13 protein-coding genes are annotated in these 14,364 nt (G+C 37.1%); 7 read left to right on the plus strand and 6 right to left on the minus strand.

What is annotated here, in order from left to right; all coding sequences use genetic code 11:
• Positions 1 to 58: 58 nt before the first annotated feature.
• Positions 59 to 1,012: an aspartate carbamoyltransferase catalytic subunit gene (locus tag C6H22_RS00215; RefSeq protein ID WP_104693350.1), complete on the minus strand. Its 954-nt coding sequence runs from the start codon at positions 1,010 to 1,012 to the stop codon at positions 59 to 61.
• Positions 1,013 to 1,032: 20 nt separating this feature from the next.
• Positions 1,033 to 2,082, minus strand: a complete 1,050-nt coding sequence (locus tag C6H22_RS00220; RefSeq protein WP_104693351.1) for a CapA family protein — start codon at positions 2,080 to 2,082, stop codon at positions 1,033 to 1,035.
• A gap of 183 nt (positions 2,083 to 2,265) precedes the next feature.
• On the opposite strand from C6H22_RS00220, the gene C6H22_RS00225 reads away from it, so the two are divergent.
• Positions 2,266 to 3,549: a citrate synthase gene (locus C6H22_RS00225; RefSeq protein ID WP_104693352.1), complete on the plus strand. Its 1,284-nt coding sequence runs from the start codon at positions 2,266 to 2,268 to the stop codon at positions 3,547 to 3,549.
• 589 nt (positions 3,550 to 4,138) lie between these two features.
• Positions 4,139 to 5,299 carry an FtsW/RodA/SpoVE family cell cycle protein gene (locus tag C6H22_RS00230; RefSeq protein WP_104693353.1) on the plus strand — a complete coding sequence of 387 codons (1,161 nt, stop codon included), beginning with the start codon at positions 4,139 to 4,141 and terminating at the stop codon, positions 5,297 to 5,299.
• Here the strand turns inward: C6H22_RS00230 and C6H22_RS00235 are convergent.
• Entirely contained in the window at positions 5,296 to 5,766 is a 471-nt protein-coding gene (locus C6H22_RS00235) for a tRNA (cytidine(34)-2'-O)-methyltransferase (protein WP_199769776.1), read from the minus strand. The genes C6H22_RS00230 and C6H22_RS00235 overlap by 4 nt on opposite strands.
• A 93-nt stretch (positions 5,767 to 5,859) precedes the next feature.
• Between C6H22_RS00235 and C6H22_RS00240 the strand changes: the two genes are divergently transcribed.
• Positions 5,860 to 7,131 (plus strand): hypothetical protein, encoded by a 1,272-nt coding sequence (locus C6H22_RS00240; protein ID WP_104693355.1) that lies wholly within the window; start codon positions 5,860 to 5,862, stop codon positions 7,129 to 7,131.
• A gap of 3 nt (positions 7,132 to 7,134) precedes the next feature.
• On the opposite strand, the gene C6H22_RS00245 is transcribed toward C6H22_RS00240, so the two are convergent.
• Both C6H22_RS00245 and C6H22_RS00250 read right to left on the minus strand, forming a co-directional pair.
• Positions 7,135 to 7,803, minus strand: a complete 669-nt coding sequence (locus C6H22_RS00245; RefSeq protein ID WP_104693356.1) for a uroporphyrinogen-III synthase — start codon at positions 7,801 to 7,803, stop codon at positions 7,135 to 7,137.
• Positions 7,804 to 7,814: 11 nt separating this feature from the next.
• Positions 7,815 to 8,330: an HdeD family acid-resistance protein gene (locus C6H22_RS00250; RefSeq protein WP_104693357.1), complete on the minus strand. Its 516-nt coding sequence runs from the start codon at positions 8,328 to 8,330 to the stop codon at positions 7,815 to 7,817.
• 216 nt (positions 8,331 to 8,546) lie between these two features.
• On the opposite strand from C6H22_RS00250, the gene feoB reads away from it, so the two are divergent.
• The 4 genes from feoB to C6H22_RS00265 all read left to right on the plus strand — a co-directional run bounded on the left by feoB (position 8,547) and on the right by C6H22_RS00265 (position 13,902).
• Positions 8,547 to 10,427 (plus strand): ferrous iron transport protein B, encoded by a 1,881-nt coding sequence (gene feoB, locus C6H22_RS00255; protein ID WP_104693358.1) that lies wholly within the window; start codon positions 8,547 to 8,549, stop codon positions 10,425 to 10,427.
• Positions 10,428 to 10,494: 67 nt separating this feature from the next.
• Positions 10,495 to 10,953 (plus strand): glycosyltransferase, encoded by a 459-nt coding sequence (locus tag C6H22_RS08800; protein ID WP_233706965.1) that lies wholly within the window; start codon positions 10,495 to 10,497, stop codon positions 10,951 to 10,953.
• The gene (locus C6H22_RS00260; RefSeq protein ID WP_459178036.1) at positions 10,913 to 12,340 is read left to right on the plus strand and encodes a glycosyltransferase; all 1,428 of its coding nucleotides are present in this window, start codon (positions 10,913 to 10,915) and stop codon (positions 12,338 to 12,340) included. Before C6H22_RS08800 ends, C6H22_RS00260 begins: the two co-directional genes overlap by 41 nt.
• Before the next feature lie 146 nt (positions 12,341 to 12,486).
• Complete coding sequence (locus C6H22_RS00265) at positions 12,487 to 13,902, plus strand: glycosyltransferase family 9 protein (RefSeq protein WP_104693359.1); 1,416 nt, start codon at positions 12,487 to 12,489, stop codon at positions 13,900 to 13,902.
• Between the two features lie 119 nt (positions 13,903 to 14,021).
• On the opposite strand, the gene C6H22_RS00270 is transcribed toward C6H22_RS00265, so the two are convergent.
• Positions 14,022 to 14,364 (minus strand): hypothetical protein (locus C6H22_RS00270; RefSeq protein WP_324826062.1); only part of this gene is annotated, 343 nt, incomplete at its 5' end.

Genomic DNA, 14,364 nt, shown 5'->3' on the forward strand with positions numbered 1-14,364 from the left:
AAATGTAGATTCTGTTTGCGCAATAGGGATTTGTGTATATGGATCGATAGAAATTGCACTACGCGATAAGAAAATCAAGTGCTGCCATACGCACACATACACCATTTGTTACTTGCTCAAGCACCTTGGATCGAGAATCTTTAAGCACCTCATCATCAATATCAATATTGCGATGCACAGGTCCAGGGTGGAGAATGATACAAGGATTATCGCCTAGAATCTCTTTAGTAACACAAAAGCGTGATGCATAATCTTTTAGCGACCCATAAATAACCTGATCGTGACGCTCTGTTTGGGTGCGTAGGCTCATAATAACATCAACTTCTTGTGCTATGGCTTTGAGATTATGACTTGTGCGTAGCGGAGTCTGAGGCAAAAAATGTGGTGGTGCTACAAGAACTACTTCCATACCAAAACGCGTAAGTAATTCGATATTGCTATTTGCCACGCGAGAATTTATTACATCACCAACAATCGCTATTTTTTTACCTTTTATAGAATCTAGTGGTGCAAAAGAAGCGATAGTATCTGCATTTTTAAGAGTTTGTAATTCGTCTAAACCAAAATGTTCAATAATAGTCAAAAGATCCAAAAGTGCTTGAGTAGGGTGAGAATGCGCTCCATCACCTCCACTAATGATAGGACAATTTACATGCGCACTAAGATAATATCCTGCTCCTGCATTTTTGTGGCGTATGATAATCGCATCTGGATTCATTGCATTGAGATTAGCTGCAGTATCTGAAATCGTCTCACCCTTAGAAGTCGAGCTACGCGATACATCAAGGCGCAAAATATCACCGCCAAGGTTTTTTACCGCTAATTCAAAGCTTGAGAGGGTGCGCGTGGAGTTTTCAAAAAAAATGGTGATAATATTTTTGTGTTTTAATGGTTGGTGTGTGGGAGTTTTTGACATAAGGCGTTGCTTGTAATGCAAGGCATTATGAAAAAGAGTGATAATCTCTTGTGTGCTAAAATCGCTCGTGCGGATTAGGTGGCGTATGTTAGACATACAAACTCCTTTTAGATTCACTATTTGTAAGATTTACTTTCGGACTTAAACTCTGAAAATAAAATCGCATTATACTCTTTTTGGATTGCTTTATAATTTGGTAAAAGTGTGTCATTGAGTTTGCTAAATGGATATAGGTGGACATTTTTACCTTGTGTAGAATGTGTATAGATGAGTTCAGATTCTATATTGTCAAAAATAATCTTGCCTTCTTTGGTTTTATGAAGACTAAGCCCAATGAGAGCTCCAATATTTTTTGCCAAACCCTTTTGTCCGGAAATAAAGTTCCCCAAACTATATACAACAAATGTATTATCCATAATTTCAATAGGTTGGATAACATGAGGATGATTGCCGATGATAATATCTACACCATTGTTAGCAAGTAAGCGTGCAAACTCGCGTTGCTCTTTGCTAGGAGTTGTTTCATACTCTATCCCCCAGTGCATAGATACAATAAGCACATCTACCTTATCACGCACCGCTTTAATATCTTCAAGAAGCATTTGTTTAGTATAAACATTAACAAGATATTCCTTACCCTCTGGCACAGGAATACCATTTGTCCCATAAGTATATGCAAGCATAGTATATGTGATGCCATTTTTGCGCATTATGCGGGGCGTAGCGCGTGATTGCTTACTTTCATAACTTCCTGCAGTAAGTAAATCACCGATACTATGCTCTTTTGTCCGCCAATACTCTAGCATAGCACGCACACCTTTTTCACCTCGATCAAGCGTATGATTATTTGCAAGACTTACAAGATTAAATCCCAAAGCCAACATTGCATCGCCAAATTCTTGTGGAGAATTAAAATTTGGATATGTGCTAAGCCCAAGTTGTGTGCCACCTAAAATTGTTTCTTGATTATAAAATCTTATATCATAGGATTCTACAAATGGTGCGATAGATTCTAACATTGGGGTAAAATCATAACGATCTTGCTTTAAAGCATCATCATATACGCTCTTATGCAAGAGTGCATCACCAACCATAACAATCTTTAGTGAATCTGATGCCACTAGATGTATAACGCAACACACAACTAAAAAAAAGATCTTTTTCATCACTATCCTTACAATCTCAATAATGCTATAATGCTTACAATTATAACACACTAAAGACCAAAGCTTTACTTTTTGGAAACACCGCATAGAAGTTTAATAGAAGTTTAAAAATATTTTAACTTCTATTTAGAAAAATATGTAAGACTAGGTAATGTTACACTTAAATCACCTAAGGAGGCAATTATGGGAACAATCACTCTCACTAACAACCAAACAAACGAAAGTTTTGAATTTGAGCTTATTGATTGTAATCGCGGACCCCAAGCAGTAGATTTTTCTAAGCTTTTTGAGCGCACAAACATTTTTAGCTACGACCCTGGTTATGGTAGCACAGCAGGATGCAAAAGCACAATAAGCTATATTGATGGTAAAAATAGCCAATTGCTTTACAAAGGCATCCCTATCGAAGATATTGTAGAAAAATATCGCTTTACTGATGTGTGCAAATTGCTTCTCACAGATTCACTACCAAAAGACAAAACGCAATCTGATGAATTTGATTTAGAGTTGCGCCATAGAGCATTTTTGCACGAAGGACTTGTGAATATATTCCAAGCTTTCCCAGATAACGCACATCCTATGGCAAACCTAAGCTCTGCAGTCGCAGCGCTATCGACTTTTTATTTTGAGCATAGAGATATGCACAAAGAAGAAGATTATCAAATAATGGCACGCCGTATCATTGCTAAAATCACAACACTTGTAGCATTTTCTTATCGTAATTCAATCGGCGCACCTTTTATTTATCCAGACATTAATCGCTCATATGTTGAGAATTTCCTCTATATGCTTCGCGCATACCCATATGGCAAACTTAAACACACACTCAAAGGTGAGCAAGAAATCACGCCATTAGAAATTGAAGCACTTGATAAAATCTTTAGTCTACATGCAGATCACGGACAAAATGCCTCTACAACCACTGTGCGTAATGTTGCCTCAACAGGTGCACACCCATATGCAGCAATTTCAGCAGGAATAAACGCACTATGGGGAGCGGCACATGGAGGCGCAAATGAAAAAGTGCTTATCCAACTCAATGAAATAGGAGATGTCAAAAATGTGGCAAAATTCGTAGAACGAGCTAAAGATAAAAATGATCCATTTAGACTTATGGGCTTTGGACATAGGGTCTATAAAAGCTACGATCCACGCGCAAAAACTATCAAAAATCTCAAAAATGAGCTAGATAAAAAAGGTATCAAAATGGATCATCGCCTAAGCGACATAGCCGAAAAACTTGAAGAAGTCGCACTAAGTGATGATTATTTTAAAGCTAGAGGTTTATATCCAAATGTGGATTTTTATAGTGGTATTATCCTTACGGCACTCAGAATTCCTGTGCCTCTTTTCACGCCTATTTTTGTTATAGGTAGAATGCCAGGTTGGTGTGCGCAGCTCATTGAGCATGTCAAAGATCCTACTACGCGTATCACACGCCCACGACAAGTGTATGTAGGCAAATAATATCCAACTCTGCGTGAAAATAGCAGAATCAATAAACCCTTATTTGGAGCGCTTAGATGCGCTCCAAAGCTTGAAGCGCACTCTCTAAAATATAAATCTCAAATTTTAGAAGCATTATACAAAGATCTCCACAAACGCCCAACCGAAGCTTTTCTTACTGAAATTTTTTAAGTCTATGAAGAATTAGAATTTATGATCACAAACCTACCAAAACCTATGTATCCCAAAAAAGAGCCAAAACACCACTTACATATTTTGGCTCTTTATGTGCAAAGCTATGGATTAGCCCTTATCATTAGGTGAAGCGTTCCAAGAAACATTTGATTTAATATCTTTTACCGGTAGTGTGAATATAGAGTGTATCATTAGTGTAAGACATTTCGCTCGAATACAAGCTCTTATGTAACAAAGCATACAATCTAACACTACTCAACACAAAGTCCTTGGTGGTGAGCTGTATTCATAATCCTTAGTTGTTTTTAGATTCCCTACAATCTCTTGTCTCCTAATATAAGAGAAATCTCACAAAAACTAGAGAATTTAGCTACAATTACACCTTAAAGCTACAATCAAACATTTAAGGATATCCTTGATTCACTTACGACTTTTTTTTATCGCCGTGTTGTTCTCCACTATAGGCGTGGTAATATGCTATTCGTTATCCGTATATCCGGTTGAATTTTTTGGCTATGGGGAGTTTCATTTTTTTATACGACAATTTTTTGTCGCATGTGTAGGAATATTGCTTATGTGGGCTATTGCCCAACTCAATCCAGATTCTAGTTTTAAAAAAATTGGTTGGTTTTTATTCTTTGCATCTCTTGTGCTTATGATTGGTATGCATTTTTTACCAAGTTCTTTAGTAAGTTCTGCAGGAGGAGCAAAACGATGGATAAAGCTTCCTAGCTTTTCGCTTGCCCCATCGGAATTCTTTAAAATTGGCTTTGTGTATTTTTTGGCATGGAGCTTTTCTCGTAAGTTTGGTATGCACACGCCTCTTAGCCTCAAAGATGAGATTAAGCTCTTTATTCCTTATTTTATTTTGTTTTTGGTAGCGGTGGTGCTTATTGCTGTGTTACAAAATGATTTGGGGCAAGTAATTGTCCTTGCGCTAACACTTGGTTTTATGCTACTTTTTGCTGGCGGTAGTTTGCGATTTTTGGGATTATTGTTTCTTATTACAATCAGTGTAGGACTTATAGCTATTATTACAAGTCCTCACCGCATTATGCGTGTCAAGCTTTGGTGGGCAAATGCACAAGATTCTATCTTGGGTTTGCTCCCGCAAACTTGGGCGCAATCCTTGCGTATTGAGAATCTCCCCGAACCATATCAAATCTATAATGCCACCAATGCGATGTATAATGGAGGTTTCATAGGCAATGGCTTAGGCAATGGACTTATTAAACTAGGATTTTTGAGTGAAGTGCATACCGATATGGTCTTAGCTGGTATTGTTGAGGAATTAGGCTTTGTAGGATTATTTTGTATCGTCTTAGCCTTTAGTGTAATGATTTTTTGGATCTTTAAAATAGCTAATAGAATCCAAAACACAATGTATTATCTCTTTTGTGTGGGTGTTGGGTTGCTTTTGGCGTTTTCTTTTATCATCAATGCCTTTGGTATAGCTGGAATTACACCTATCAAAGGTATTGCTGTACCATTTTTGAGCTATGGTGGTAGCTCATTACTTGCAAGTTGTCTTAGTCTAGGGATCGTGCTAAGTATCGCGCGTAAAGCAAAAATCTAACACAATGTCTCAAAATCTTTAGTCTGTCGCAATGCCTCATACAACACCGCACCAACACAAGTAGCAAGATTCAAACTACGAGCTATAGGCACCATAGGCAATCTATAAGTTTGTGAAGAAAAAGTATGCAAGATATTTTCATCTAATCCGGCATCTTCACGCCCAAAATATACATAACAATCGCCCTCAAAGTTTGCCTCATAATGCATCTGTTTGGCTTTAGTGCTAAAGAAAAAATGATGTATTGAATCCACTGGATAGTTATCCCAAAAATGCGTGAGATTTTCCCATTCTCTAACTTCCAAATGCTGCCAATAATCAAGCCCTGCACGCTTTAACTCCTTTTGTGTCGTGCGAAAACCCAAAGGCTTTATAAGATGCAACATAGATGCGGTAGCGACACACAAACGCCCAATGTTACCTGTATTTTGTGGAATCTGTGGCTCAACAAGCACAATATGAATCATAAGCACACTCCTTGCTGTATAATAACTATTTAGCTTTTTATGCAAAAACCGATTTTACACACGCATAAATCGGAAGAGAATCTAAGGACATAAATGATAAAAAAATTTTTTTACTCTCTAATATATATAGGCTCTGCTCTAGCATATGACACAATCGATGAAGCTCTCCAAAATGGCATCTCAAATGGTGATGTCGTGCTATATGGCTCCAACACTAGTATAAGTGGTGTGGGACTTGTCCCAAATACTGGAAGTGATCTTAATAACAATGGCTATGTAGCAGGTAGTATAGGTTTGGCATATCGATCAGGATTCTATAAAACTTGGCGTTTTATGGTTAGTTTTCGTGCTGCACAAGCTTTTTTTGAGGCAAATGAAAACTCTGTATGGCTTAATGATAGCAATTCACCAAATCGGACAGGATCCGTAGGTGATGCGTCAAAAGATTTTTATTCTAACTATCGCGCTATGCTTGGGCAATCATATTTAGAATATTTTGATGGTGATACAAGTGTGCGAACAGGGAGAATTTTTGCTAAAAGTGAATGGGCAGATCGCCTTATTGATGGGGTTTATATCCGTAACAAATCCTTAGAAAACACCCTTATTGAAGTGTTTTGGGCAAAATCAAGTGGTTATGTGCAATACAACAAAATGACAGGTATGTATGCCATAAATCCATATACCAATACAGGTCTCACAAATGTAAGCATTCAGCACACGCTTTGGGATCTTTTATCTCTTAAAGTGTATGGAATCTTTACGCCATCTATATTCAATGCAGTTGGATTCAAAGCCTCACTCAAATATGAAGTTTCTAATTCCTATATGGGTGTAAGCACAAACTTTACAACAAGTTTTGAGGGATCAAGAAGCCTAGTTAACAAGATAGCAGGAAATGGATTTGTGTTTGATATACGAGCCTTTCTTGGTGTCAAGGATTTTATCGAAAATATGCGCAATGGTCTAGAAGTAAGTGGAGGCTACATAATGAGTGGCACAAATGGTATAGGTAGTCTTAATATCATTGGGAATAACGTCAGTCCATTTTTTATGTGGGGTGGTAAGGCATTTTTGCTAGGTAGTGATGTCGCACTTGCGTTTGGAAAAATAAATTTTAGCATTGATAGAATCTCTCTAGCACTTGTTTATGGTAGCACAAGATTCCATAATCCCTACTCAATGGCTTTATTGAATAGGATACAAGGATCTTATGATCGTGTCAATGAAGTAAATGTTTTATTAGAATTTGGCACAAGTGAACACTCTTCACTCTTGCTTAATGTCCTAAATACTCACGGCGGAGATACGATGTATTATCCACACACCACAGCAGTGAATCTAGGTGTAAAACTTGCATTCTAAAAATTATGGTATTTTTTGTGCCAAATCTCTAGCAAGCTCTATGCAACCATCGATACTCTGTGTGGGACTTACAAATGCCATAACTTCAGGATCAAACGCACTAAAAGTGGTCATACCAATGGCTACCGCTACATAATTTGGATCCCAACCAAAATTTTGCTTAAACGCCATAAATGAACTTGGGGCTGTAAATATTAAAATACTATTACTCTCTGGCTTAAGCGCAGAATCAAGTTGCAGTGGTTCATTAGCGTATGCAATGCACTCTTTAAGATCAATATATGCTTCTAGTAATATTTCATTAAGTTGTGAAACAATATGCTGTGCACGCATATAAAGTGGTGCTTTACCCTTTAGAAGTTGCACAAGATCTTTTGCAAAGTTTGATCCATGCGCATCACTTCCAATAAATGCAATATTTGCACCATATTTTTGCAATTCTTTTGCGCTACTGCCACCTATCACATAGCTTGGCATTTCTTGCCATTGTGCAAGTGCTGGGTTATCTTGAGTACATTGTGCAAGTGCTGCAATTGCATAACGAGAGGTAAAAATAAGGCTATCTCTCCCCACTAATACATCACTAGGAATCTCCTCAAAACGAATCCCACTTACAATTAAGCTCCTTACTTCTTTGCTAGGACGCGTCCCCACAAGCACAATCTCTCTCATGTTAGTTTGCCCTACCTAAAGCTTTTCCAGAATACCACACTTACTACACCACATACGATGAGTGTCAATCCTACAGCAAAACTCAATAAAAAGGCTAGAATTTCTGGGAATCGTATAAATATAAGTCCCAAAATCACGCAAATCACACCCAAAACCATCACGGAACTAAAGGCATTACGACTCATCGCACGCATCGTAAATGCAAGAATAATCCATATTATACCCTTAAAAAGCACCCAAAATGCGATCACTAAAGGAATAAAACTCTCCCCTATTTGTTCATTGCCAAAAAGTAAAATAAACGCCAAAACGATAGACACAATCCCATCAAAAAGCACCCAACGCGGTCTATAAAGGCTCTGAAAAAAATAATAAATAGACACAACTCCCATTGCACACATCAAAAGTGCAGCAAAATAACTTAGTGTAAGCATTGTCCTATCAGGGAAAATCATACATATCACCCCAAGCATAATCACACATATGCTACATAAAAGCCACAACATACTAATAATTTGTGTTCTCATTGTATTTCCTTGAATGTAAAACTAGATTTATTCTAGCAAAATTCTGTAGAGTTAAGACTTTTTTAAAGTAAAAAACTTTGCGTCATTACAAAATTGTAGAGTATTTTTACACGACTCAGCTTAAAAGCACAAACAACTTCTCAATAATTAAAATAATAATAATTCCTATATTATCTTTGTGTGCTATAATCCCCCACAAATTTTGTAAGGAAAGATATGCAAACACTCACCATTGCACTTGTGGGACAACCAAATGTTGGCAAAAGCTCGCTCATTAATACCATATCGGGTGCTAATCTTAAAGTAGGTAACTTTAGTGGAGTAACCATAGAAAAAACACAAACTACTATCACATACAAAGACTACACGCTACACTTTATTGATTTACCTGGTCTTTATAGTCTTAATGACTATTCTCTTGAAGAATCTATCACAACAAATTTTTTACACAATAGCCATTATGATCTTATCGTTAATGTGTTAGATTCTACAAATCTTGCACGTAACCTCGCTCTAAGTCTCCAACTTCTAACACTTAATCACAAAATGCTACTTGCTCTTAATATGAGTGATGAAGCACAAAGGGAAAATCTCACACTAGATACGCAACTCCTAAGCCAAAAACTTGGCATAGAATGTATCACAATAAGCGTTAAACACAAACACAATATCACAGAGCTTTTAGAAAGCATTATCCACACTTTTACGCGCGACCAATCTAACGACGCACAACGCACATTTGCGACATTAGATTCTCATCATGCAAGCACTCAAGCTCTAACTTTGGCAAAAGCTTGCACCACACAAAACACTACCACAAACTTCACCCAAAAGCTAGATTCTCTTTTGCTTCATAAAATCTTGGGGTTACCTATTTTTTTGGTATTTATGTGGTGTATTTTTCAGCTAACATTTAGTCTTGGTGAATATCCAAAAATATGGATTGAATCTAGTATAAATTTTCTCGCACAAACCCTTAAGGATTCTATACCTTATCCTGAATTTGGGTCATTGCTAGGTGATGGGATACTTTCAGGAGTGGGTGCGGTGCTAAGCTTTTTGCCACATATCCTTATACTTTTTTTGGGTATTGTATTTTTGGAGAGCACAGGTTATATGGCGCGTGTGTCCTATCTCCTTGATGGAATCTTGCGACACTTTGGTTTGCATGGTAAAAGCTTCATACCCCTTGTGAGTGGCTTTGGCTGTTCGGTCCCAGCGTTTATGGCAACTCGCACACTAAAAAACCCTATAGATAAGTTACTCACACTTTTTATTATCAATTTTATGAGTTGTAGTGCGAGATTACCCATTTACACGCTCTTTGTTGGTATATTTTTTAGTGCCAATGTCGCTGGGAGTGTGTTATTTGGTATTTATATTTTGGGAGCAATTATAGGACTTGTGAGCGCTAAAGTCTTGCGTCTTAGTATTTTTAAGGGCAAAAGTGAGCCATTTGTCATGGAAATCCCAAAATACCGACTCCCAAGCTTTAAGCTCGTAGCACTTAGTGTTCTAAACAAAGCAAAAATGTATCTCAAAAAAGCTGGTGGCTTCATCTTGATTGCATCGATACTGATTTGGTTTGGGACTAACTATCCAAAAGATTCTGCACTCATAGATTCGTATGAAGCACAAATCACACTCGCACATTCGCAAGAAATACAAGATTCACTACAAAAAGAACTCGAATCTAAGCTTTTGGAGCAAAGCTTTTTAGGAAAGATTGGTGAAGCAATCACGCCTATTTTTACACCTATGAATTTTGATTGGCGGTTATGCGTTAGTCTCCTAAATGGTTTGGCGGCAAAAGAAGTTGTTGTATCTTCTATGGGTGTGCTCTATGCATTGGGAGAAGGACTTGATGAAGAAAGCGCAAGCTTACAAGAAGCTATTAGGGCAAATGTGAGCTTTCCTAGCGCGATAGCCTTTATTTTGTTTGTGATGTTTTATAATCCATGCCTTGCTGCAACTATTGTCTTTACCAAGGAAGCGGGGGGGTGGCGCTATAGTGCAATGCTTTTTGTTTTTACAAGTATTGTGGCGTATGTGTGTGCGTTTATAGGATATTTCATAGCGTTGGCAGTAGGACTTTAACATTCCTTTAAAGCATTTAGTTTATAATTGCGATCTCATATAAGAATCTTAGACATTTAGGAGTGGCATGGCATTAAGAGTTTTGCACCTTAGCACAAGTGATAATGGCGGTGCTGGGAGAGCGTGTGTGCGTTTGCACACTGCATTACTACAAAATGGGGTAGATTCTATTTTGCTTGTGCAAAACAAAACAAGTGATTGTGTGCAAACTCTACGCTTAGCTAAAACTAAATTTCAAAAGATTATTGAAAAACTTCGACCTGCTCTTGCGTCATTACCGCTTATGTTGTATCCCAAACGCCACAAAGATATTTTTTCACCAAATCTTGCTTGTTTCCCACCACACAATAGACTATTGCTAAACACTATCATGAAGCTAAAACCTGATGTTATCCATCTACATTGGATAGAATCTGGTTTTATGAATGCTGATGATTTACTTGCTATCTCTAAGCTTAATATTCCGATGATATGGAGTTTGCATGATGCTAACCCCTATACAGGCGNNCGCCTGTATAGGGGTTAGCACTCATTGCAAAAAATGCCCACTTTTACACGCAACAAATCCCTACGACATTAGTTTTTTTACCTTTAAACACAAACATAATGCATACAAAAAAATCCAAAACTTGACAATCAATGGGCTTAGTCGCTGGATTGCTGATTGCGCCAAACAAAGTGTGCTTTTAGGTGATAAACCAATCATCAATTTACCAAATCCTATTGATACTGATACCTATGCACCTATCGCAAAACCTCTTGCTCGAGACTTATTGCATCTACAAAAACCTAAAAAGTTTATTGCCTTTGGTGCCATTGGTGCTACATCTACTCCTCGAAAAGGTTATAATGAGCTTAAAAATGCTCTAGACTCTATACCAAATAAACATTCTCTTGTTTTACTTGTCTTTGGAACAAGTGAAGGGGAAAAAATAGCAGGAATAGAAACACATTTTGTAGGATTTTTACACGATGACATATCATTGCGCCTTCTGTATAGTGCTTGTGATGTAATGGTTGTTCCAAGCCATGCAGAATCCTTTGGGCAAACTGCAAGTGAATCTCTTGCATGTGGCACACCGGTTGTGGCGTTTGATACTACAGGACTAAAGGATATTGTCACGCACAAACATAATGGGTATCTTGCAAAAGCCTTTGATACAGATGATCTCAAAAATGGAATTCAATGGGTTTTGGACTTAGATTCTGCAAGTTATACACAAATTTCACAAAATGCTAGAACTAGCATCGTGCAAAAATTTGATGCACCAAAAATCGCCAAAGATTATACACAAGCCTACTACAAACTACTAGGGGGGGGGGTAATAGGTGCGCATATTGCAAAACTATTCTTTACTACCAATTATTCGTATATTATAGGGTTTGGTGCGATTGGGGGCGATGCAGTAGATCGCAAAGGTTTTACTTATCTCAAAAAAGCTTTATCCATACTTCCAAAAACACTCAAAACAAATATACAAATTATTATATTTGGCAAATCCTCGCAAGAAAAAGAAATTGCCGGTATCAAAACACATTTTTTAGGTATGTTGCATGATGATACAACTCTAAACCTTGCCTATAATGCATGTGATGTTTTTATCACTCCTTCCTTAGCCGAAAATCTTAGTAATACTATTATGGAATCCCTTGCTTGTGGCACACCGGTTGTGGCGTTTGATATCGGTGGTAATTGTGATATGATACATCATAAATCTAATGGCTATCTTGCAAGATCTCATGACAGCAAGGATCTTGCACAAGGAATAGAATGGATACTAAATCTAGAATCCGATGACTATGCCTCTATTAGCTACAATGCACGGAAAAGCGTAGTGCGTGCATTTGCACAAGATCTTGTAAGCAAACAATATATCAAAACCTATATGTCTCTAATAGGGGGGGGGGGATAATGTAGAGCTTCTTCTATATCCATATCTTTTTTGGGAAGAACTCAAACAAGCATATCTACTTATAACATACTTACATTACGCTACTTACACTCACAACACTAAGACTTTTATCTCTCCTCTTGCCTTGGAAATGCTGGAAGTGCATTGTGCTTAATATTTTATTGGGCAATCGTTGCAAAACTAAAGATATACAAACACTTCTTAATACACTTCACGCTGTTACACCTGATACGCAAACTTATACACTCTTTAGCCCTTACGCATTTGTCAAGTTTCCACAAATACGCACTTCTCATCCCACACAAAAATATGATTTTATTTACCTCCCAGATTCTCTACAAATGCAAATGGCAATATCTGAGCAAATCCCATATTTTATGGGAGCTTCATATACCTCTATTCTAAGAAAAATCGCTAGATTCTGCAAACATCTTGTATATCATTGTGTAGATTTTGGTATAAAACTGACTACCAAACCCACAAAACAAAGAAAACTTGCTATAATCCGAACGGATGCTATTGGTGATTATCTACTTTTTAGAAACTTTTTGCCTCTCTTTGCTGCACATTATGGTAAGATTACCCTTATTGGTAATGTCGCATATAAAGATCTTGTAACGGAATTTGATAGTCCACATATCATAGAATTTATCCCCATTCATACGACAAAATTTCAAAAAAATATTTTTTACCGCATAAAAACCCTCAAATATTTACACACTTTTGAATTTCAAACACTTATAAATCCGATTTTTAGTCGTGATTACCTTAGTGAAAATCTTGCTAAGTTTATTTGCGCAAAACAAAAAATCGCCTCTGTTGGCGATACAAGTAATATATCTTATCGCTTAAAACTCCGCTTTGACACAATATATAATACTCTTGTACCAGCAGATTCTCGTATTTTTTTTGAGTTCTATCGAAATGCAGAATTTATAAAAGAATTAATACCCACTATACTAATCCCTTCATACACACTTACATTAAATCCTACCAATATCCAAGAATTTATGTTACCAAAACGCTACGCAGTTTTTTTTATAGGTGCAAGTTCAGCTTTCCGCAAATGGAGTTTAGAACATTTTTATGAGGTAGGAAAATGGCATATCAATCAGGGTTTTAGTGTAGTTATTTGCGGTGGTAAGGAGGATTATGAAAATGGTGAAAATCTTGCTTATAACCTTAATCAAATAAACAATGCGACACAACAATTAGATTCTAAAGCTATAAATCTGTGTGGTAAAACCTCTTTAGGCGCGTTAGCGCGAATCGTGTATAATGGCAATCATCTCCTAAGCAATGAAACATCTTGTGTGCACATTGCGTGTGCCATTAGACACGACATAAATGTTTATGTCGTGTATAATGGCAATCATCTGTATAGATTTACTCCCTATCCACAAGGGATAGGGAGTAAATACTATGGCATATATCACCCAACTATCGACAAAAATTTAGTCGCTTATGGCATTATCTCGAACTTCTTGCAAGAAACAAGTAGACTTGATATAAACAAAATCACACCAACACAAGTCATTAATACCATACAAGCCACGCTTTAAGACAAACTTTAATTCAAGCTCAAAACGAACACAAAGATCAGGGATATTTATAATTTTATGTATCCATTACATGAAAATTTTTGCACATTGACACTATCAAGCAACACAACAAGATATACCTAAAACTCAAGCGCATTATTTAAAAGCTCTTGAGATTTTTTGAGCGCATCAAGTTTGCGTTGCTCTAGATTCTCATCGACACCTTTAGGGTTTGGAAGTGGGTTTGACGATTTTTGGGTGGATTGGGGAGTTTTTAATTCATTGGGAAACACGCCACGAGACATTTTGACAAAAACATCTTCGTAATTTTGCTTTCCTACATGATGACGGATAAAAATCTCTCCACTTTGATTATTATAAATATATGTATCCCCTCCATCGTTAAACATCACCCATTCAGCAAGCCCTAATCCTATGCAAAATTGCCAAAAAAACAACAATCGTTTCACTATTCTAACCCTA

Source organism: Helicobacter equorum (assembly GCF_900198655.1).
GTDB lineage: Bacteria > Campylobacterota > Campylobacteria > Campylobacterales > Helicobacteraceae > Helicobacter_F > Helicobacter_F equorum.

Bases quoted from the DNA above. Each gene is read 5' to 3' on its own strand.
- C6H22_RS00220 (WP_104693351.1), bottom strand. From the start codon at position 2,082: ATGAAAAAGATCTTTTTTTTAGTTGTGTGTTGCGTTATACATCTAGTG.
- C6H22_RS00235 (WP_199769776.1), bottom strand. From the start codon at position 5,766: ATGATTCATATTGTGCTTGTTGAGCCACAGATTCCACAAAATACAGGT.
- feoB (WP_104693358.1), top strand. From the start codon at position 8,547: ATGCAAACACTCACCATTGCACTTGTGGGACAACCAAATGTTGGCAAA.
- C6H22_RS00250 (WP_104693357.1), bottom strand. From the start codon at position 8,330: ATGAGAACACAAATTATTAGTATGTTGTGGCTTTTATGTAGCATATGT.
- C6H22_RS00240 (WP_104693355.1), top strand. From the start codon at position 5,860: ATGATAAAAAAATTTTTTTACTCTCTAATATATATAGGCTCTGCTCTA.
- C6H22_RS00225 (WP_104693352.1), top strand. From the start codon at position 2,266: ATGGGAACAATCACTCTCACTAACAACCAAACAAACGAAAGTTTTGAA.
- C6H22_RS00215 (WP_104693350.1), bottom strand. From the start codon at position 1,012: ATGTCTAACATACGCCACCTAATCCGCACGAGCGATTTTAGCACACAA.
- C6H22_RS00245 (WP_104693356.1), bottom strand. From the start codon at position 7,803: ATGAGAGAGATTGTGCTTGTGGGGACGCGTCCTAGCAAAGAAGTAAGG.